The sequence below is a fragment of the Alcanivorax sp. S6407 genome (assembly GCF_023016115.1).
In the GTDB taxonomy this organism is placed as follows: Bacteria; Pseudomonadota; Gammaproteobacteria; order Pseudomonadales; family Alcanivoracaceae; genus Alcanivorax.
The window spans coordinates 49,254-70,163 of record NZ_JALKBH010000005.1 but is presented as its reverse complement, the minus strand read 5'-3'; the positions used below and the strand labels follow the sequence as shown (position 1 = coordinate 70,163).

Below are 20,910 nucleotides of genomic sequence, written 5' to 3'. Positions count from 1 at the left end.
CTTTTGGTTGTTTTTTGATCTAGCCTTGCCTCATTCCACCTACGATGGCGAGGTGTCAGGCCCGTTATCTGGGCGAAATTATACGCAGCCCGCGCTCAGCGCTGTACTCATACCGCATGCCCCAAAATTTGGGTGGAGTGAGCGCTCTAGCTGGCAGGCTCACATAAAAACTGGACACGCCCTGTTGGTGAGTCATGACTCACTCCAGTAATCCGCCTGCTCCGGCTTCACCCAACGCACACCCCCACTGGGATCGTCGCTGTCACCCTGATAGCGGGGAATGATGTGGCAGTGCATGTGCGGGACGGTTTGGCCGGCTGCTTCGCCGCAGTTCATGCCGATGTTGTAGGCATCCGGGGCGTAGCGCTGGTCCAGCCAGGTTTTTGCCTGGTTGATCAGCTGCATGACGGCGGTTTGTTCCTGCTCGGTGAGGTCGAACCAGTCGTTGGCATGGCGCTTGGGGATGACCAGCAGATGGCCGGGGGAGACAGGGAATGTGTCTTCACACACATAGGCCTGGGCATTTTGCAGGCTTGGGCCATCCGGTACGGCGGCCGGCACGGTACAAAATGGACACTCTGGCATTCCCATCCCCTTGTTCTGCCTTGGCATTCCCTGCCTGAAGGCTGTTCATTTTTATGGGGAAACCTTAGCACAGGTTCATGGGGTTGCCAGCCTTGGCTTACGGTTGCCGGCCAGCGGCCGGTTCGCCATGCGAGCATGGCTCCTACAAAGGCAAACTTCCGGTTGTGATTACCAATCCCCTTCGCTGACTGGCGGTTTGCCGGTGCCCAGTTTGATGACATGGGATGGGGTTACGGGGTCGTTGTCGGGTAGTGGGGTTTCGCCTTGTTTGATGCCTTTGGCAGCGACGCTGTCCAGGCCGGCCAGGGGGCCCGCGCCTTCCAGTGCGTCCTTGCCTTCGGCGTAATAATCGAACCAGGGCAGGCCTGCTGCGGTGTAGTCCCAGGCGGTGGGCGCCTCGCCGGGGGGCTGGGTGCCGGTGACCTGTTGCCAGTCCTGGCTGTTGAGCAGGTGTACGAAGCAGCGACTGGAATTGGCGAGATCCCAGGCGTCGATGCCGTAGGGGTCCTGGTGGATTTCCTGCTTCATCAAGCCGCCTGGTGCCAGGCCCATGCTGGCGGGCATGGCATCTTCTTCACACATGAAAGCATCCAGACTCATTGAGCGGGCGACCCTGCTTTCCCGCTGTGCCTTGATGGCCTCGTAGCGCTCGCGCTTCATGGGGTAGGCGATGATCTGCAGGCCGCCGAATTCTGCCGCACCGGTGAGCTGTTCTTCTGCGGTATAGCCCGCGCCCAGGGGCATGGCGACGAACTGGCGGATCAGGCCTTTCTGGATACAGAAGCCGTCCAGCCAGGGCTGGTCGGGGACAACCACATAGTCCTGCGGGTTGGCGGATACGGCATCGGCCCAGGGCTCACCGGTGACCGCATTGATTTTACCGGCGGCGATTTTCAGCAGGAAGGGATAGTCGCCGGCACCGGCGAAACTGATCCACATGGCTTCCGCCTGGTACATGGGCAGCATGACGCCGCCGCGCTTCAGGTATTCCGTAGGCAAGGCCTCGGCATGGTCTTCCACGTGCTGCACCGGGAACCGGCCCAGGCCGGGCGGCAGTGCGTAGGCGCGATTGTCATCCGGGATACGCAGGGTGCGCTGGAAGTTGACCCGGCACACCGCTTCCGGGTGCACCTCCGGAAAACGAAAAATCAGTTGATCTGCGTTTAACTCGATCATGTTGGTCTCTCCTTTCTGAGAGTGTTTCTACCAGTCGCCGTCTGTCACCTCCCTGACCATGCGCAGAATCGCGTGGTCAGGGGCGTCCTTGAGTTGCCGTATGAGCTCGGCAAACAGCCGTGGGCGACGAACGATGATCTCCCGCAGTTCCGTGGAGAGTTTGCCTGCCAGTGCCAGCAATACATCCGGGTCTTCGCCGAGATCCTCTGCCAGCTTCACGATCATCTGCTCGGAAGGCGGCGGGAAGATGTCGCGCTCGATCTTGGACAGATACGCCGGCTCAACGCCTACCCGCCCTGCCACCTGGCGCAGGGAGTAGCCTTTGTCTTGCTGTTGGCGGGCGAGCCGCGCTTGTCGTAGGTAGTCACCAAAGCTCATTTGTGTAGTGTTTAATACACACTACACATTGTCAACCTCCTCGACCCGTTCACTCATTTCAACGATGCCCGGCCTTGGAGCCCAACCGCCATGCGAGCATGGGCTCCTGTGGGGCCAGAATTGCCTGTCCGTACAAACTGTGACCCCCTCATTGGCAAGCCCTCACTGACCTCCCTAGGCTTTGATAAAGGCTTTTTAGCCAAACAAATACCAACGGGGGCAATCATGAAACGACCTGACCGAATGCGTACCGGCATTGCCGGTGTGCTGTGCACCTGTCTGTTTTTGTTGAGCGGCTGTGGCGGTTCGTCCAGTTCAGATGCACCGCCAGCACCGTCATCGACCACGCCGGACAACAGCACCAACGCGGAATGGAATAGCAGCAACTGGAATGAGGGGGAATGGCAATGAAAGGGTTGCAAATAATACGGATGGTGAGCGGCGTGCTGGCGTTTTCGCTAATGGGTTCGGTCGGGGCGACGGACGTGACCGGGCTGACGACCTTTGTGCCGAATACGCCCGCCAAGGCGGAGGAAGTGAACGGCAACTTCAACGCGGTGAAGTCGGCGGTGGATGACAATGATCAGCGCATTACTGATCTGGAAGCGAAGCTGCCGGATGGGGCGGTGTCGTTGTCGGCGTTTGCGTTTTCGGAGTGGACCAGCAGCAACAGCAGTTCGTCAGCCTGCCAGGAACTGCGGATTTTGAATTACGTTTACTTTGATATGTACTGGGCAAAGTCCACCAGCTGCAGCCTGACTGCACCAGTGCACTTGCCGCAAGGGGCCACCGTCACCGGCCTCTCTTGCCTGGTAAATGACGAGCTGTATGGCACCGCGGCGGACAGTAACTTCTACCCTATTACGCTTCGCCAGCTGGATCTGACCACAGCGACCACTAACGGCATTCTTTCCACCGGCACCTCGTCAAGTGATGTGGGCCTGCAAACCCTGACGGCGACGCCTTTTGATCCTGATGCTCCCGAGCTAGTGGTCGACAACACGCAATATGCCTACACCCTGATGGTGACCGCCAATTACGCAGACGATGTCGCGCCAGCTGTTGAGGGGAACACGCTTAAATTGCACGGCTGCAAGGTGGAATACACCCTGCCGTAGCCCCCATCATGATGATCCCTACCATCCCGGCAGGGATCATCATGATGACCATGTTCATCCCTTATCCTTCTCTGTCCTCGCAAAGCAATCCCGAATCCGGTTAATCACCGAGTCAGCGGTGACTCCCTTGATATCCAGATTTTTTAACCGATCGTCATTGATTTCCGGCCCCGCCTGATCAAGAAAACGCGTCAGGTCATTCCCTATGGAGGCAGGCAGTTCGATGCGCAAGTCCGGTGCCAGCAACTGGAAAAGTCTTAACACATCATTGCAATGTTTTTTGATATTGCGACTATCCACGTTTTCACCTGCGGCCTTGCGTTCGGTCAGGTCTAACCAGGCTTTCGCCTTGAGGGGGATCAGGCAGCGCTCATCGATTACCGATACGCCACCCTGCTCTGTCACGTTAGCGTGCAGCCAGTGATAGTAGTCATTATCCAGCAGGATGGCGGACAGGCTGGAGACGTCGTCTTCCACCGGAATTGGGGTCAGGTGGCTGTCATCACCGAGCACCAGTTCATCCGGTTTGCGAGAAAACAGTTCCAGCATGTCGGGATAGTTGCCCTGGCCAGGGCGACTGAAGCGATAGAACACTCTGCCGCCCCCTGCTTTTTCCTGTATTGCGTATTCCCCGGCCTCAATGAAGGCCCAGAAGTGTTCTGCAAACTCCGCATCGAGCGCTTCGATGCAAAGTACGATATCCAGATCGCGGGTGGCGCGGGCGTCGAGACCAGCTTCATCCAGTGCCAGCCAGGTAGCGACACCACCGATCAGGACGTAACAATCCTTGTAGCTTTCAAAGTGCTCACGAAAGCGGTCCAGTCCTTTGACCATGAATCTCCTCCATCATGGCATCCAGTTCCATCTGGATGCGCTCATCGCGGGTTTCTCGTAAATTCAGATACAGGGAAAAGGGATCGACGACACCGTCGCTCGCCAATACCCCCGGCTCATAGCGCCAGATTTGCAACTGCACCGCTCCCGGTTCCGGGATGGGAATCGGCTCGAGTTTTTTGGCTAACGGCTTCCACGCCTGACGACCGATGGCCCACACCGGTTCGCTGGGTGCGCCCAGCAGGGTTCGCCTGGCCAGCGCCGACTCGCCAGCACAGTACAGCGCCTGCTCAGGCAATGCCGTTTTCCAGACCCTGACAGTTTCGCGCACAGGATCTCGCAACAGCGGCTGGACACGCTGCCAAAGTACGGCCAGGCCATCCGGAAAACCCAGCTGCCGCTCCCGCCCCACACGGGTAACTCGCCCCAGATTATTGGCTTCGATGTCATCCAGGGCGCGGCTCATGGTCATGGGGGTATAGCCCAGGGTTTGCGTCAGTGCTCTGGCTGTCACCGGCTGTGCCCCGTCACTATTAAGGGCATGAAGGATAACAAGCTGGGTGGCAGGCTTGAGCGGCTCACCAGGAACCGGCAACGCCTTGTCGCTGCTACGCGGTTCGACCACGGCACCCAGCATGGGCCAGTTGATCTGCCGCCCCGGAATCACAAAGGGGATACGCCGTGCTATCAAGCGTTGCCGGACGTAGCCAGACAGCGCAGAGGCGATGACACAGTAGCCATCCATCGGCCCAGATACATCCAGTAGGCGGGGAAGCTGCTTTTCAAACTGAGCAGGCCGGAAACCCTCCGGTTCGCGCAGCGCGATACCCAACACCGACCGGCCTTCGATCTCCAGGGCATACAGCGCATAAGCCTGTCCCAGATAGTGAGGCAGACCTGCCGCCGCCAATGGCCGCCCCTCAACCTGCAATCCGGTCATGCTGTTGAGGTAAGTCTGAAATTGGGTAAGTAGCGTCTTCATGAGTGCATGATAACATTTTTAGCAACGATAACATTTAAAATGTTATCGTCTTTATTTATTCATAACAATCTGATATTTAATCATTAATTTCTCTTTCCGCAGACACCTGCACAGCAGGGGACAACTTCCTGTCGACGCATTGCAGACCACGACGAGCACGTCGCCTGCGCTCTTTATTACGACGAAAAGGCTGCTTGCTGCCACATTCAATAGTTTACGCACAACATGGTGACGCCGCGCATCAGGCATTCGCCATGCAAGCATGTGCTCCCACAAAGAAAGCCGTTTGGTATTTAATGATCACTCAACGTTGATTGGGCGCTAGTGGTGCTATGCGAACTCCTGTGTGGACGGATGAGAATCAGGCGGTGCTGGATCGGCGGCGGGCGGTGTTTGCCGGGCTGGGCATTGATGTTCGGCTGAACAAGCGCACTCAGGTGGTGAGAGTGCCCTGCCCCTGTTGCGGTTATCCAACGCTGGAGCGGCGGGATGCCTATGAGATCTGTCATTTGTGTATCTGGGAAGATGATGGCGAAGACGACGCCAATACCCAGGGCTGGGGCGGTGGTCCGAACGGGGCATATTCGCTGACCAAGGCGCGGGCGAATGTGGTGGCGTTCGGGACCATGTATCACCCGGAGAATAATACGACGGTGACGGGGAATGATTCGGCGGAGATTACTGCGCTGAAAGAGGAATTGATTGGGCTTTATGAGGCGCTGCCTTCGGTGGGCGAAGAAGCATTGGTTGCGCATTGGAAGGAGATTCTGGATCAGGAGCGCATCTTGCGGAAGGCGGAGGAGAAGCGCTGGAAGGATTTGCATCGGTAAAAAACAGTTGCGAGTGATGAGAAGCGAGTTTCGAAAATCAAGATCGTTTTGAGGCATACCCCTAAGGTCACGAAGAACCCACTCCGAAAAGATCGCCTGCAGGCAGGCTCCTACGGCGAATTTATCTTTTGTGGGAGCGGTGGTTCCACCGCGATAGCTGCGCGGCGCTTTATCGCGGTGGAACCACCGCTCCCACGGTTAGTCCCCGCCGTCGGCGGATCGCCATGCGAGCATGGCTCGGTTCGCACCTCGAGAGGTGCTCCTACAGGTATCGTCAGGTTTGTTCGTGAAAGCTGGTGGCGATTTGTTTGAGGTTTTGTTGGACGTAGTCCACGAAGGCGGACATGGCGGGGGTGGGGTATTTGGTTTTGGGGTAGACCACGCACCAGGAGCGGCGCAAGGGGAAGCCTTTTACCGGTAGCGCTTTGAGCTGCCCCAGTTGCAGTTCGGCGCGCAGGCTCAGGCGGGGCAGGACGGCGACGCCGAGGCCGGCCATGGCGGCGTGTTTGATGGCGTCGTTGGCGCCCAGCTCCATGAAGGGGGCCAGGCTCAGGCGGCGCTCCTGGCAGAACAACTCCAGGGTCAGGCGGCTGCCGGAGCCGGACTCTCTCAGTAATAACCTTTCTTTCAGGAAGCGCTCCGGGGTAATGCTCTCTGCGTTGGCCAGCGGGTGATCCGGTGCGGCCACGGCGATGAATTCATTGTCGAGAAACGGCAGCACGTTGAGCGGCTTGTCTTCCGGGACGATGCCGAGAATCATCAGGTGATCTTCGTTGTCATCCAGCCGGCGCAGGGCTTCGGCCCGGTTCACCACGCGCAGGTTTACGGTCACGTCCGGGTGCTGCTGCACAAAGCCTTTCAACAAATAGGGCACCACATACTGGGCGGTGTTCACCGCCACCAGTTTCAGTTCTCCGGCCACCCGGCCCTGCTGGGCGGCGAGATCGGTTTGCAAGTTTTTCAGGGATTCGAAGATGCCTCTGGCCGTCTCGGCCAGGCGTTCGCCGGCGGCGGTGGTGTAGAGCTTGCGACCCACGTATTCGAATACCGGCAGTTCCAGCGCCGCTTCCAGTTGGCGGATCTGGCTGCTGACGGCGGGCTGGGTGAGACCCAGCTGCTCGCCGGCGCGGCTGTAGCTGCGGCACTCATGCACCGTCAGAAATACCTGTAACTGGCGGAAGGTGAGGCGGCTGAGGAGCTGGTGAAGGGAGTGCGGCATCTTGTCTCTACTGGTAGCGGCGATCCGGGAAGGAGGAAAGGCCCTTCATCCTGCAAGCAGGATTTCCCACAAAACCTTTGCGCCGGTTTAGGCCGGAGGCTCTGGCAGTGATTGGTGTCGGATGCCAGACGAAAAGGTGAACATCTCGAATTCAGGTGTTTAGCGTCCATCGCCGGACCTCAGACATCCGACCGCCCTGCAGCCCCGATAAAACCTGAGCTCGACACCAATCCATAAGCAATACCTTATATTCACCTAACTATATTCTGATTTCTACTTATGGATTGACCGGCATAGCCTCCAAACCCTCGATGGAGGAGCTTTACATGCTGAAGAAAGTCCTGATTGCCAACCGGGGCGAGATCGCGGTGCGGATCATTCGTGCCTGTGCCGAGATGGGTATCCGCTCGGTGGCGATCTACACCGAGCCTGACCGCTACGGTCTGCACGTGAAGCGTGCGGACGAGGCCTATTCCTTGGGCGACGATCCCATTGCCGGATATCTGGACCCGCAGAAGATTGTCAGCCTGGCCAAGCAGGTGGGCTGCGATGCGATCCACCCGGGTTACGGTTTTCTGTCAGAGAACGCCGAGTTCGCCCGCCTGTGTGAAGAACAGGGGGTGCGCTTTATCGGCCCGAAATCCGAAGTCATCCACAAGATGGGCGACAAGACCCAGGCCCGCGACAGCATGCGCGCCGCCGGGGTACCGGTGACGCCGGGCTCGGAAGGCAACCTGAAGGATCTGGACGATGCACTGGCACTGGCTGGCGAGATTGGCTATCCGGTAATGCTCAAGGCCACCTCCGGTGGGGGCGGCCGCGGCATCCGCCGTTGCGACAGCGCCGACGAGCTGCGCACCCAGTACCCGCGTGTGATCAGCGAAGCCACCAAGGCCTTCGGCAGCGCGGAAGTGTTCCTGGAAAAGTGCATCGTCAATCCGCGCCATATCGAGGTGCAGATTCTCGCCGACAGCCAGGGCAACGTGATTCATCTGTATGAGCGCGACTGCTCGATCCAGCGGCGCAATCAAAAGCTGATCGAGATTGCTCCAAGTCCGCAGCTCACCCCTGAGCAGCGCAATTATATCGGCGGCCTGGCGGTGACTGCCGCCGAGGCGGTGGGCTACGAGAATGCCGGCACGGTGGAATTCCTGCTCACCGGCAACGAAGTCTACTTCATGGAAATGAACACCCGGGTGCAGGTGGAGCACACCATCACCGAGCAGATCACCGGAGTGGATATTGTCCGTGAGCAGCTGCGCATTGCCGCCGGCCTGCCGCTGAGTTATCGCCAGCAGGACATCAGCTATCGTGGCTACGCCCTGCAGTTCCGTATCAATGCGGAAGACCCGAAGAACGATTTCCTGCCCAGCTTTGGCCGGGTGAGTCATTACTATGCGCCGGGCGGCCCGGGCGTGCGGGTGGATACCGCCATCTATACCGGTTACGAGATTCCGCCCTACTTCGATTCCATGTGCCTGAAGCTGGTGGTGTGGGCTTTGCAGTGGGACGACGCCATTGCCCGCGGTGAGCGAGCCCTGGATGACATGCGCCTGCACGGCATCCGCACCACCGCCAGCTACTACAAGCAGATACTCCAGCATCCGGATTTCCGCGCAGCCAACTTCAACACCAGCTTTGTGCCCGAGCACCCGGAACTGCTGCAGTACTCGGAGAAGAAACATCCCACGGAAATGGCGCTTGCCATCGCCACCGCCCTGGCCGCCCACGCCGGCTGGTAATCCGTCGCAAAGAACAGGAATTGATCATGAGCAACAGCAACGCCAAGAAAGTCGAAATTACTGATGTAATCCTGCGCGACGCCCACCAGTCGCTGATCGCCACCCGCATGCGCACCGAAGACATGCTGCCGATCTGCGAGAAGCTGGACCAAGTCGGCTACTGGTCCCTGGAAGCCTGGGGCGGCGCCACCTTTGATGCCTGCGTGCGCTTTCTGAAGGAAGATCCTTGGGAGCGGCTGCGCAAGCTGCGCGAGGCGCTGCCCAACACCCGCTTGCAGATGCTGCTGCGCGGCCAGAACCTGCTGGGCTATCGCCATTACGCCGATGACGTAGTGGACGCGTTCGTGCAGAAGTCCGCCGACAACGGCATGGACGTGTTCCGGGTGTTCGATGCGCTGAACGATGTGCGCAATCTGGAAACCGCCATGAAGGCGGTGAACAAGTCCGGCAAGCATGCCCAGGGCACGCTCTGCTACACCACCAGCCCGGTGCATACCCCGGAGCTGTTCGTGACCATGGCCAAGCAGCTGCGCGACATGGGCGCCCATTCCATTGCCATCAAGGACATGGCCGGTCTGCTGACGCCTTACGCCACTTACGATCTGGTGAAAGCCCTGAAGGAAGCAGTGGATCTGCCGCTGGTGCTGCACAGCCACTCCACGGCGGGCCTGGCGCCGCTGTGTCAGATGAAGGCCATCGAAGCCGGCGTGGATCGCATCGACACCGCCATCTCCGCCTTCGCCAGTGGCACCAGCCACCCGGCCACCGAAGCCATGGTGGCGGCGCTGGCCGGTACCGAGCATGACACCGGCCTGGATCTGACCCTGCTCAGCGAGATTGCCGATTACTTCCGCGAAGTGCGCAAGAAGTATCACCAGTTCGAGAGCGAGTTCACCCGCGAAGATGTGTCCGTGCAGATCAACCAGGTACCGGGCGGCATGATGTCCAACCTGGCCAACCAGCTGAAAGAACAGAACGCGCTGGACCGCATCCGCGAGGTGTTCGACGAGATTCCGCGCGTGCGCGCCGACCTGGGCTACCCGCCGCTGGTGACGCCTTCTTCGCAGATCGTCGGCACCCAGGCGGTGTACAACGTGCTCTCCGGTGAGCGCTACAAGACCATCACCAATGAAGTGAAGCGTTACTTCCAGGGCGGCTATGGTCAGGCCCCCGCTCCGGTGAATGCAGACGTGCAGAAGAAGGCCATCGGTAACGAGAGCCCCATGGACGGTCGCCCGGCGGATCTGCTGTCTCCCGAGTTGGACAAGCTGCGCAAGGAAATCGGCGAGCTGGCCCAGAACGAGGAAGACGTACTGACCTTTGCCATGTTCCCGGAACTGGGCCGCGAGTTTCTGCAGCAGCGGGTCGACGGCACCCTCAAGCCGGAAGCCCTGCTGCCCGAGCCGGTGCCCGGTAAGCAGAAAGGCAGCGAAGGCACGCCCACCGAGTTCATCATTGATGTGCACGGCGAAACCTATGAAGTGGCCATCACCGGTGTCGGTGAAGCCGGTAGCGGCAAGCGCAAGCTGTACCTGTCGCTGGATGGCATGCCGGAAGAGACCGTGTTCGAGCCGCTCAACGAGTACGCCGCCGAAGGCGGTGGCAGCAAACGCCGCCGCGCCACCGATCCGGGCCATGTGACCACGGCCATGCCGGGCAATGTGGTGGAGGTATTGGTGAAAGAAGGCGACGTGGTGAAAGCCGGCCAGGGTGTGATGGTCACCGAAGCCATGAAGATGGAAAACGAGATCCAGGCCAACATCGCCGGCACCGTGAAAGCGGTATATGTGGAGAAAGGGGATCGGGTGACACCGGGTGAGGTGTTGATCGAGATTGAAGGGTAAGAGAAACAGTTTCGAGTTGCGAGGAGCGAGTTTCGAAAATCTTTAATCGGCAGAGGCGGAAAGTTTTTGCCTTTCGAAACTCGTGACTCGTTTCTGGAATCATTACCTCGCTTGAGCTCGGATCGCCAGCAGGCTGGCTCCTACGGGATATATCTCAATCACCACCCTGTGGGAGCGTGCCTGCACGCGATTGGGCATTTCCAACCCCTGCATCGTTTGCAGGCAAACTCCCACAGAAGATATGGGCCCCAGCCTCCGTAAGAGTTCCTCTTGAGGGACTAAGGTTTTCGGGCCGCAGGGCTCGCCCCTCGAGAGGGGCCCCTACAGGGGCAATCAGGCTTTGCTGCTAGCGTGGTACCGCCAGCACCGCGAAGGTGTCGCCTACATTGACCAGCGCCGGGTGGCGGCGGCCGATTAGGAGGGCGTCGTAGGGAGCGCGGTATTCCTGTGGGGCGGTGCCAGTGCGATGCATGTCATGGATGCGTGCGATCACTTCACCTTCCTTTACCCAGTCTCCCAGCGCCACGGTGAACTCCAGAATCCCGGCATGCTCACTGACCCGGTAGGCGTCGCCATCGGGAATTTCCAATGCCTGCGACGGCAGGGTTTCCACTTCACCGCCCAGCACACCGGCATGGCGCAGCACGTTGTCGATGCCACGCTCGGCAATGGCGATGGTCTCCGGCGTGGTGGTGCCACCGCCGCGCAGTTCGGTGCTGATGAACACCTTGCCCTGCCCCTCCACCGCGCTGTCGAACAGCACATCCCCTTCCAGCTCCGCCATGAACAAGGTGTACGGCGCACCAAAGGCCGCGGCGCCGGCCAGGCAGCGGGCTTCAAATTCCTTGTCATTCATGCGATGGGTAGCCGCGAACGGCAGCAGATCGAGGGTCTTGCCGCCGGAATGGATATCCAGCACCACATCACTGATGGGCACCAGGTAACGGGTGATATAGTCCGCCAGTTTTTCCGTGAGGGTACCGGCCGGGTTGCCGGGGAAGCAGCGATTCAGATTGCCGCCATCCAGCGGCGAGGTGCGCGTGCCATTCAGCACTGCCGGGTGGTTGAGCATGGGCACGATAATCACCCGGCCGGAGATCTGCTCCGGTTGGAGCCGGTTGGACAGCTTCAGCAAGGCAGTGATGCCTTCATATTCATCGCCATGATTGCCACCGGTGAGCAGCACGGTGGGGCCCTCACCGTTACGCACCACGGTGATCGGCGTCATTACATGCCCCCAGGCGGAACCATCATGGGAATGTGGCAGCTTGAGGAAACCGTGCTGAATACCATCGCGCTGATAATCCACGCTGGCGGTGATTGGGCTCTCGCTCATACAGGCATGACTCTCACTCCGGGCTCATTGCCGCCATAGTGCGCCTTTGTCTGTTTACTTGCACCGGGTATCACGGTCGCCAGCAACGCATTATTTGTTTCCGAAACCCGGAATGAGACAGAAAAATTGATCTGTATCAAAGCTCATTGGTTCCGGGCCTCTAGGCTGACCCCAATAAAGGAGGACAGCTCATGCAGACTCAAACCAACAACAACTATGAAAGTAGCCAGACCCTGAGCCAGGCCGTCACCAAGGAGGCCCTGCACAAGCAGCTTGAGATCATGACCCGCCGGGTACTGGATCCGAACGTGGGCCTGTATGGCCCGGGCTCCATGGCCTGGAAGGTGCACGGCAATATCTCGGTGATGTTCGGTGCCGGTGCCGCCAACCTGCTGCAGCTGGCACACCCCTGGGTGTCCCAGGCCATCGACCAGCACTCCCAGACCCAGACCGACCCCATGGGCCGTCTGCAGCGCACCTTCCTGAATGTGCATTCCATGGTGTTTGGCAATCTGGACCAGGTACTGGAATCCGCGGTGCGGGTGCACAACATCCACGCGAAGATTACCGGCCAGGTGTCCGAGTCCACCGGTCGCACCAAGGAGCAGACCGAGTACTTCGCCAACCAGGTGGAAGCGCTGCTGTGGGTGCACGCGACCCTGTGGATCATTGCCCTGCGGGTGCATGAGCTGTTCTACGGTGAAGTCACACAGGAAGAGCGTGAGCAGTATTACCAGGACTCCAAGCTGTTCGCCTATCTGTTCGGCATTCCCGAGGAAGCCATGCCGGAAAACTGGGACGCCTATGTGGCCTGGTTCAATGACGTGGTGGATTCCGATCTGCTGGCCGTGGGCAAGGTGGGCCGTGAGCTGGTGGATTATCTGTTCACCATGCGCAGCTGGCTGATTCCGCTGCTCAACCGCCACCGCATTCATACCTCCGTGCTGCTGCCGGAATCCCTGCGCGCGCCCTTCGGCATGCCCGCGGTCACCCCGGAGATCCAGGCCAAGTTCGATTTCGACATCAACCTGATCCGCAACGTGATGAAGCTGGTGCCGGTGCACCTGCGCTGGATTCCGTCCCAGATCGAGGCCCGTCGTCGCCTCAAGGGCAAGCGCACCGATTTCATCACCCGCATGACCAACAAGCTGGTGTACGGCCAACCGCTGCTGGTAGCCGGCACCAGACGTCAACAGACTGCCTGAACCGTTGTTATCCCGGTCTTTCAGCCCGCCTTTGGCGGGCTTTTTTGTGGGCCGCGCGGCGGCTGCAGCACGCTTCACGCAACACGCGGCACGCCAACCCGGGGAAAGAAGGTTTTGCCTGCGAATACTCAGTGAGCCCTGCGCAGAACATGCTTTCATCCCGACCCGGAATCGCGGTGGAACCACCGCTCCCACAAGCCGGGCCTGTGACTCAGGGTGCCTGATAGATCGACTTGCCTTCCTTGATGGTTTCCAGCACCCGGATGTTGATGATCTCTTCCGGCGGGATCACCAGCGGGTCCTTGTCGAGGATGACAAAATCCGCCAGCTTGCCCGGCTCCAAGGTGCCTTTCTGGCCTTCCTCGAAGTACTGCCAGGCGCCCCACTCGGTGAGCGACTTAAGCCCGATGTAGGGACTGACGCGCTGGCCCGGCCCGATGATGTCGCCACTGCGGCTGATGCGATTCACTGTGGTGTACAGAATCATGATGGCACTGGGCAGGGCCACCGGAGCATCGTGATGCTCGGTAAAGATCATGCCGCGCTTGAGCGCCGAGGCAGTGGGACTGATGTGATATGCCCACTCCTTGCCCAGGGTTTGATCGCGGTGCCAATCGCCCCAGTAGTAGGTGTGCATGGAGAAGAAGGACGGCATGATCTTCAACGCCTGCATCTGATCGAGCTGGGCTTCGGTGATGGTTTGCGCATGAATCATCACGGTGCGCCGATCGTCATTGCCATACTCATCGGCGGCCACTGCCACGGCATCAATCAGCGCCTGCGCCGCCGCATCACCATTACAGTGGGTCAGTAGCTGCCAATTATTCTCGAACGCCAGATTGACCAGCCGCTGCCGTTCTTCCGCAGCAGGAATTGCAGGATAGCCCGCATAGTCCGCCGACTTGCCTTCCGGCGGCACCTTGTAGGGTTTGCTTAGCCAGGCGGTTTTGCCCTGCGGCGAGCCATCCAGGCTCAGCTTGGCGCCGGCGATACGGAAGTGGTTTTGATAGGTGGGACTGACTCCGGATGCCAACAGGTAGTCAGTGGCGGACTGAACATCCGGATAGACCGCCACATCCAGCTCCAGGCGCCCCTCGTTAGCCAGCTTGCGCCAGGTTTCAGAGGCTGGGGGACTGGCTCGGCCTTCCTGAGCCGTGGTGAAACCGTTCTCTTTATAGGCGTCGACCCCAGCCAGGGCGATTTTTTCGTTGCTGTCCGCATCCAGTTCGCCAAACAACCGGAACAGGGGCTGGAACATGGCCATTTCTTCCAGCACGCCGTTGGGGGTTTTACCATCGGCTTCGCGACGAATGACACCCCCCTCGGGATTGGCCGTGTCGGCAGTGATGCCGGCCAGCTCCAGCCCCTTGTGATTCATGGCGCCAAGATGTCCCGATTGATGGATGATCAATACCGGCGTATCTGTCGCCACCCGATCCAGTTCACTGGCAGTGGGATGACGCTGCTCTTGCAATTGGGAGTCGTCATAACCAAAGCCGATAATCCAGCCGGTCTTGGTAATGGCTCCATCATTTTGACCCTGCCATGCTTTCAATAATTCGACCAGGCTGGCCACGCTGTGGCCATCCCCATCCGGCGGCGGCAGAAGGTTAGCCACCAGCTTCTGAATGCCGGCATTGTAGATGTGGCCATGGCCATCAATGAAACCCGGCAGCAGCGTATGTCCTTGCAGGTCGACTTCGCGCTCTGCCTTCGCAGCATCTCTTGCCTTGGCCAGGTCGCCCACGAACAGGATCCTGCCATCCTTGACCAGCAACGCCTCCGCATAAGAAGGCGTATCGCCCACCATGGTGAGAATGGAACCTCCGCTATAGAGCACATCGGCGCTCTCCTGCGGGGCCTTCGCATCACAGCCGGTCAGCAACAGCGCCGCCACCAGGCTCCCTGCCAACCATCCTCTGCCAGATAAGATACTCATTGCGCTCTCCCTTGAGACAGACATTTCCCAGTCTCAGGGACAGTAGCAGTATTTGCCGGAAAAAGGACCAACAGCAAGACCCGGCTGGATTTGATATCCAGCTGATCGCTACGTACTGAGAACCCAACACTCTCACAAACGTCGGCGAGAGAATGAAGCGTCGGGGCGCAGCCCACCCCCTGCCCGCCAGGGAGAGGTGGGTAGAGAGGGAGTGCCGATGGGCGGAGGGCGGAGCGCGCCGCCCGTAGCATGCCGTTAGACCGCGTAAGTCATTTCTTGGCGGGCTTGTCGGCCTTGCCTTCGGTTTCGTCCAGATAGTTCTGCATCATTTCCATATGCAGCTCCATCTGCTTCATCATGTTCTTGATGTGCTCTCTCTGCACTTCCGGGTCGCCGTTCATGGGCATGCCCTGCATTTGCTGCTGCATCATGCCCATATGCTCACGCATCATCGGCATGGTGACCGGGCCCTCGCCGTTGTACATCATGTGGCCTGCACCCATGCCATGCATGCCGCCCATTCCGCCCTGCCCCATGCCTCCCTGCGCGGCCAGCGCAGATACAGACAAGCCCAACAGGGCGGCACTGACAGCTGTCTTGATGATCTTCATTGTCTCGACTTGGTCCGTTGGCATTAATCCAATGCCGTACCAGTCAGTGTCTGCCCCCGTTTACCCCGCAGCGTTGATCCAGGTCATGAACCCTTCAGAGAATGAGGCACGGCAATGGGAAGCCGAGAGTACAAAGGCAGGGAAGGTGGCACCCCCCTTCTGTCTGCCCTCTTGTTAAGGCGGGCTTTTTTCTTCCTTGCTCTTCCATCCTGGTGAACCAGCAGTAACATGAGCTCCCGCTTAAAAGCTGTTATTTGCATATTTCTCCATCTTTACCAGCATGGATGCATCATGAAAAAAGGCATTTTCATTCTCCTGATCGTCAGCTTTCTGCTGATCGGCATCAGCAAGATTGGTCATCAACTCAAGGCCACCTGGGACACCCAGCAACGCCTTTACGCAGGCCTTCTGGAGAACATCGCCAAACAACAAGCGAGCGTGGATGAACTTCAGGCGCGTATTGATGCTACCGAGTCCAAAGTGGTGCTGTCGGATCATGATCGCTGGCTGATTGCGCATCTGGGCAAGGTCCGGGATGGGCAGGCAAAACTGCTCCATGGCCTTCAGGCACAGTCACAACAGTTTTTCCTTCCGCTGTACCGTAGCTGGTTTGGCAATGGCTTCATGCTGGTGATCTTTGCCCTGACCGTAGCCATGGCCCTGCTGGGCAAACCGGGACGGCTGAGCAAAGAAGAGCAGGACTGGTTACAACGGCCACTGCATGAGATACCCGACCTGTATGTGGATCCGGGCGCTCACCGTCACCAGCTCGCCCCACCCGGCTCGGCCAGCAACTTCATCACCGCCCGCCTGAAACCGCGCAATGCGGATCAACTCGCCATTGTGCGCAGCCGCAGCCTGACCGCCATGGGCCTGGCCTTCCTGCTCGCTCCCCAGGGCGGATTGCTGTTTGATCTGAAGACACTGGTCGATACCTTGCTCAACACCGATACCCCCTTCACCGAGCTGCCCTGGAACACACTCAGCAACAGCCTGATGGTATCTATCCCCTTCGCACTGGTTGGCCTGTATCTGCTATTCCACACTGGCCACGGCGTACGCATCGATCGTCGCAAACAGGTGATAAATCTGGGAGACCGCACCCTGCCCTTTCGGGACGTGGCATCTCTGCAATTGAATCAGATCCTCACCACCGGAGAGCGCACTTACCACAACAGCCAGATTCAGCTGAACCTCAACAATGGGGAATGCCTGTCACTGCTCAATCACGCCGGTGACGACGCCATGTATGTGGACCTGATCCGGTTGGCACGCTTCATGGGCAAGCCGGTTGCCCTGAATCGTTAAGGAGCCTCTGAATAACGCCTTAATGACCACATGGCGTCGCCAGCACCCGCATATCCATTCCCCAACTGTCGATAAATGACGGGCCGCAACCTTCCCCCTATAATGCGGCCTTTACCCGGGATCACAGGACACCGCTCGTTATGGCCGACAAAGGCACGCTCTATATCGTTTCCGCCCCGTCTGGCGCCGGCAAGACCAGCCTGGTCGCTGCACTGGTCGACTCTCTGGCCCACCTGCGTCCGTCTGTGTCCCATACCACCCGGCCGATTCGCCCCGGCGAAAAGGATGGGGTGAACTACCACTTCACCGACCGCGATGCCTTTGTCCGTCAGGTGGAACAAGGCCGCTTCCTTGAACATGCCGAGGTGTTCGGCAACCTGTATGGCACCAGCTCCGACTGGGTAAAACAGACCCTGAACGGTGGCGAAGACGTGGTGCTGGAGATTGACTGGCAGGGTGCCACCCAGATCCGCAAGCAGCTGCCGGAGTCGGTAAGCATCTTTATCCTGCCGCCCTCCCTGGAAGTACTGGCCGAGCGCCTGCGCGGCCGGGACACCGATGGCGAGGATGTGATCCAGCGCCGGCTGGACGGTGCCCAGGAAGAAATGAGCCATTACGGCGAATTTGACTACCTGATCGTGAATGATGACTTCAACCGGGCCCTGTACGAGCTGGAAGCCATCGTCGAGGCCCGCCGTCTGGATACCCGTCGTCAGAGCGTGCGGCTGGAGCCGGTGCTGGAGAATCTGCTGGCGAAGCGGTAGGCGGGCACTCCAATCCCTTTATGGGAGCATGCCTGCTCGCGATTGGCGCATCGCCAACCTCACAATCGCTTGCAGGCAAGCTCCCACAGAAGAACCGCCGCAGGAGCCACCCTGCTGGCGATGCAATGCTGATAAGAAGCTCTTCGCCTGCGGGCCTGGCGCCTACGATCCTGGACTCCCTCCCCTGTGGGAGCGTGCCTGCACGCGATAGGACATATCCAACCGCACCATCGTCTGCAGGCAGACTCCCACAGCCTCGCTGTCGCTCGGATAGCCATGCAAGCATGGGCTCCTGCGAAGCCTGTCGCCCGCCGGCACTGGACTGATCAGCTTTTCACCATTAAAATCCCCGCCTTGCGAATTTTAGTTGGTGCTGCCCGCTGGCCGCACCCGCCTGTAGGAGAACAACATGGCACGTGTAACCGTAGAAGATTGCCTGGAACAACTGGATAACCGCTTCGAGCTGGTACTGGTGGCAGGCAAGCGCGCCCGTCAATTGCAGACTGGTGGCAAGGAGCCGCGTGTGGCCTGGGAAAATGACAAGCCCACCGTTGTTGCCCTGCGCGAAATCGCCGAAGGTCACGTGACTGCGGATTCCGTGGACAGCCCGCTGGCCGACCGCAACGCCGACGTGGACGAGCTGGCACTGCTGACCCAGTCTTTCGGCGAGTAATTCCTGCCGGTTTGGCGGAAATACCCGCGGGTATTTCCGCCCGACATCCCCATAGCTTTCCCCCTGTGTGCTGATAGGCACAACCTGTCTCCTTGTCATAGACAAAGCCCGTCCTCAAATCTAAGCTAAGAGTGAATCTCACTAGCTAACCCGCCAAGGGCGTGACGAGGACTTTTGCCCACGATTCATAATCTGGAAAAACGGCTACGCAGTTACCTGGACGACGAGCAGATCGACCAGGTCGTACGCGCTTATCATTTTGCCGAGAAGGCACATGAGGGGCAGTACCGCCGTACCGGCGATCCTTACATCACCCACCCGCTGGCGGTCGCCAATATCCTCACCGACATGCACATGGATCACGCCTCACTGATGGCGGCCATGCTCCATGACGTGATCGAGGACACCAGCATCAGCAAGGAACAGCTCGCGGAAGAGTTCAGCGAGGAAGTGGCCGAGCTGGTGGATGGCGTATCCAAGATTGCCCAGATCAAGTTCGAATCCAAGGCCGAGCAGCAGGCAGAAAACCTGCGCAAGATGATGCTGGCCATGACCCGGGACATCCGCGTCATTCTCATCAAACTGGCTGATCGCCTGCACAACATGCGCACCCTGCATGTGATGCGCGCGGAGAAGCGCCGTCGTATCGCCACCGAAACCCTGGAACTGTACGCCCCCATCGCCTTCCGACTGGGTATGTACAACATGCGGGTGGAATACGAAGACCTGGCCTTCCATGCCATCTACCCCATGCGCGCCAAGCTGATTGGCCAGGCGGTAAAAAAGGCCCGCGGCAACCGCAAGGAAATCCTCACCACCATCAAGACCAGCCTCGAGCATTGCCTGGAAGAAGAAGGCATCGAGGCACGGGTGCTGGGCCGCGAGAAGCATCTCTACAGCATCTATAACAAGATGAAGGAACAGCACAAACCGTTCGCCGACATCATGGACGTGTTTGGTTTCCGCATCATCGTGGATCGCGTGGATACCTGTTACCGGGTACTGGGCGCAGTACACAACTACTTCACCCCGATCCCCGGCCGCTTCAAGGATTACATCGCCATCCCCAAGGCCAACGGCTATCAGAGCCTACACACCACCCTCAAGGCGCGCTCCGGCATCCCCCTGGAAATGCAGATCCGCACCGAGGAAATGGAGGCCATGGCCAACAACGGCATCGCCGCCCACTGGCTGTACAAGTCCGACGGCGAGCCCGGCACACCCACCCACAGCCGCACCCAGAGCTGGATGCAGCGCCTGCTGGAACTGCAGCAGAAGACCGGTAACTCCATGGAGTTTATCGAGAACGTGAAGGTGGACCTGTTCCCGGACGAGGCCTACATCTTTACTCCCAAGGGCGACATCAAGGAACTGCCCGGTGGGGCCACTGCGGTGGATTTTGCCTACGCGGTGCACACCAAGGTGGGCAACAAGTGCGTGGCCGCCCGTATCGACGGCAAACTGGCCGCCCTCTCCACGCCGCTGGAATCCGGGCAGACGGTGAAGATCATCACGGCGCCCAACGCCACTCCGAATCCCGCCTGGCTCAACTTCGTGGTCACCGGCAAGGCACGCACCAACATCCGTCACTTCCTCAAGCATCAGCAGCGGGAAGATGCGGTGGAGCTGGGTCAGCGCCTGCTGGAAAAAGCCCTGCACAGTTACGACATGGGTCTGGATGATCTGCCCATCGAGCGGGTAGTCAGCGAACTGGCCGGCAACGGCTACTTCGAGCTGGACGACCTGCTGGAAGATATCGGCATCGGCAACCGCCTGGCGCCGCTGGTGGCCAGAAAACTGGCCGGCGCCCGGGACGATGACGAACGCCAGGAAGATGACCGCAAGCCGCTGGCCATTCGCGGCAGTGAAGGGCTGATGGTGAGCTATGCCAAGTGCTGCTACCCGCTGCCCGGCGACACCATCATCGGCCACCTCAGTGCCGGTCGCGGCATCGTGGTGCACCGTGATACCTGTAAAAACCTGCTGGCGGAAATGCGCAACGCCCCGGAAAAATGCATCGCACTGAGCTGGGACAAGGACGTGGAGCAGGAATACACCGCCGCCCTGCGTATCGATCTGATCAACAAGCGCGGCGTGCTGGCCACCCTGGCCAACAGCGTGTCCGAGCTGGGCTCCAACATCGACACCATCGACATGGCCGAGAAGGACCCCACCCTCACCACCCTGAACGTGACCATGACCGTCAAAGACCGCATCCACCTGGCCCGCATCATCAAGAAGCTGCGGACGCTGGATAGTATTGTGCGGATTCACAGGCTTTAAGACGGTCGCGATATTTCCCTGTGGGAGCTTGCCTGCAAGCGATTAAGCATTTGATCAAGGCCCAAATCGCCTGGGCATGCCCT

Annotated in this window: 19 protein-coding genes; 10 read left to right on the top strand and 9 right to left on the bottom strand. The window is 59.3% G+C overall.

The features are described 5' to 3' along the window. Positions 1-192: 192 nt before the first annotated feature. The 3 genes from MWU49_RS12915 to MWU49_RS12905 all read right to left on the bottom strand — a co-directional run bounded on the left by MWU49_RS12915 (position 193) and on the right by MWU49_RS12905 (position 2,139). Positions 193-585: an HIT family protein gene (locus MWU49_RS12915; protein ID WP_246973077.1), complete on the bottom strand. Its 393-nt coding sequence runs from the start codon at positions 583-585 to the stop codon at positions 193-195. A 168-nt stretch (positions 586-753) separates the two neighbouring features. Next, on the bottom strand, positions 754-1,761 hold the full coding sequence (locus MWU49_RS12910) for a hypothetical protein (protein WP_246973075.1): 1,008 nt from the start codon (positions 1,759-1,761) through the stop codon (positions 754-756). 27 nt (positions 1,762-1,788) lie between these two features. Continuing rightward, entirely contained in the window at positions 1,789-2,139 is a 351-nt protein-coding gene (locus MWU49_RS12905; protein ID WP_246973072.1) for a helix-turn-helix transcriptional regulator, read from the bottom strand. Between the two features lie 225 nt (positions 2,140-2,364). On the opposite strand from MWU49_RS12905, the gene MWU49_RS12900 reads away from it, so the two are divergent. Together MWU49_RS12900 and MWU49_RS12895 are read left to right on the top strand one after the other, a co-directional pair. Further along, a complete protein-coding gene (locus tag MWU49_RS12900) occupies positions 2,365-2,550 on the top strand; it encodes a hypothetical protein (protein ID WP_246973071.1) in 186 nt (61 codons plus the stop codon). Beyond that, the gene (locus tag MWU49_RS12895; RefSeq protein WP_246973070.1) at positions 2,547-3,257 is read left to right on the top strand and encodes a hypothetical protein; all 711 of its coding nucleotides are present in this window, start codon (positions 2,547-2,549) and stop codon (positions 3,255-3,257) included. The genes MWU49_RS12900 and MWU49_RS12895 overlap by 4 nt, the downstream gene beginning before the upstream one ends. Positions 3,258-3,311: 54 nt before the next feature. Here MWU49_RS12895 and MWU49_RS12890 read toward each other — a convergent pair whose 3' ends face one another. Further along, positions 3,312-4,091: a hypothetical protein gene (locus MWU49_RS12890; RefSeq protein WP_246973068.1), complete on the bottom strand. Its 780-nt coding sequence runs from the start codon at positions 4,089-4,091 to the stop codon at positions 3,312-3,314. Then, on the bottom strand, positions 4,063-5,073 hold the full coding sequence (locus MWU49_RS12885) for a hypothetical protein (RefSeq protein WP_246973066.1): 1,011 nt from the start codon (positions 5,071-5,073) through the stop codon (positions 4,063-4,065). The genes MWU49_RS12890 and MWU49_RS12885 overlap by 29 nt, the downstream gene beginning before the upstream one ends. 332 nt (positions 5,074-5,405) lie before the next feature. Here MWU49_RS12885 and MWU49_RS12880 point away from each other — a divergent pair, with 332 nt between their 5' ends. Further along, positions 5,406-5,903 carry a CPCC family cysteine-rich protein gene (locus MWU49_RS12880; protein ID WP_246973064.1) on the top strand — a complete coding sequence of 166 codons (498 nt, stop codon included), beginning with the start codon at positions 5,406-5,408 and terminating at the stop codon, positions 5,901-5,903. A 274-nt stretch (positions 5,904-6,177) separates the two neighbouring features. Here MWU49_RS12880 and MWU49_RS12875 read toward each other — a convergent pair whose 3' ends face one another. Then, positions 6,178-7,122 (bottom strand): LysR family transcriptional regulator, encoded by a 945-nt coding sequence (locus tag MWU49_RS12875; protein ID WP_246973063.1) that lies wholly within the window; start codon positions 7,120-7,122, stop codon positions 6,178-6,180. A gap of 326 nt (positions 7,123-7,448) precedes the next feature. Here MWU49_RS12875 and MWU49_RS12870 point away from each other — a divergent pair, with 326 nt between their 5' ends. Both MWU49_RS12870 and oadA read left to right on the top strand, forming a co-directional pair. Continuing rightward, a complete protein-coding gene (locus MWU49_RS12870) occupies positions 7,449-8,864 on the top strand; it encodes an acetyl-CoA carboxylase biotin carboxylase subunit (RefSeq protein ID WP_246973062.1) in 1,416 nt (471 codons plus the stop codon). 26 nt (positions 8,865-8,890) lie between these two features. Further along, entirely contained in the window at positions 8,891-10,708 is a 1,818-nt protein-coding gene (oadA, locus tag MWU49_RS12865; protein WP_246973058.1) for a sodium-extruding oxaloacetate decarboxylase subunit alpha, read from the top strand. 346 nt (positions 10,709-11,054) lie between these two features. Here the strand turns inward: oadA and doeB are convergent, their stop codons facing one another. Next, on the bottom strand, positions 11,055-12,044 hold the full coding sequence (gene doeB, locus MWU49_RS12860) for a N(2)-acetyl-L-2,4-diaminobutanoate deacetylase DoeB (RefSeq protein ID WP_246973057.1): 990 nt from the start codon (positions 12,042-12,044) through the stop codon (positions 11,055-11,057). A gap of 191 nt (positions 12,045-12,235) precedes the next feature. Between doeB and MWU49_RS12855 the strand changes: the two genes are divergently transcribed. Further along, positions 12,236-13,249, top strand: coding sequence for an oxygenase MpaB family protein (locus MWU49_RS12855; RefSeq protein ID WP_246973055.1), 1,014 nt, complete (start codon positions 12,236-12,238; stop codon positions 13,247-13,249). 211 nt (positions 13,250-13,460) lie between these two features. Here MWU49_RS12855 and MWU49_RS12850 read toward each other — a convergent pair whose 3' ends face one another. Together MWU49_RS12850 and MWU49_RS12845 are read right to left on the bottom strand one after the other, a co-directional pair. After that, positions 13,461-15,188, bottom strand: coding sequence for an amidohydrolase (locus tag MWU49_RS12850; RefSeq protein WP_246973053.1), 1,728 nt, complete (start codon positions 15,186-15,188; stop codon positions 13,461-13,463). Between the two features lie 269 nt (positions 15,189-15,457). Further along, a complete protein-coding gene (locus MWU49_RS12845; RefSeq protein ID WP_246973051.1) occupies positions 15,458-15,799 on the bottom strand; it encodes a hypothetical protein in 342 nt (113 codons plus the stop codon). 291 nt (positions 15,800-16,090) lie between these two features. On the opposite strand from MWU49_RS12845, the gene MWU49_RS12840 reads away from it, so the two are divergent. The 4 genes from MWU49_RS12840 to spoT all read left to right on the top strand — a co-directional run bounded on the left by MWU49_RS12840 (position 16,091) and on the right by spoT (position 20,827). Beyond that, positions 16,091-17,107, top strand: coding sequence for a hypothetical protein (locus tag MWU49_RS12840; protein ID WP_246973049.1), 1,017 nt, complete (start codon positions 16,091-16,093; stop codon positions 17,105-17,107). A 140-nt stretch (positions 17,108-17,247) separates the two neighbouring features. Continuing rightward, complete coding sequence (gene gmk, locus MWU49_RS12835) at positions 17,248-17,871, top strand: guanylate kinase (RefSeq protein ID WP_246973046.1); 624 nt, start codon at positions 17,248-17,250, stop codon at positions 17,869-17,871. A gap of 409 nt (positions 17,872-18,280) precedes the next feature. Then, positions 18,281-18,544, top strand: coding sequence for a DNA-directed RNA polymerase subunit omega (gene rpoZ, locus MWU49_RS12830; protein WP_035232669.1), 264 nt, complete (start codon positions 18,281-18,283; stop codon positions 18,542-18,544). A gap of 174 nt (positions 18,545-18,718) precedes the next feature. Next, positions 18,719-20,827, top strand: a complete 2,109-nt coding sequence (spoT, locus tag MWU49_RS12825) for a bifunctional GTP diphosphokinase/guanosine-3',5'-bis pyrophosphate 3'-pyrophosphohydrolase (RefSeq protein WP_246973042.1) — start codon at positions 18,719-18,721, stop codon at positions 20,825-20,827. Positions 20,828-20,910: the final 83 nt, after the last annotated feature.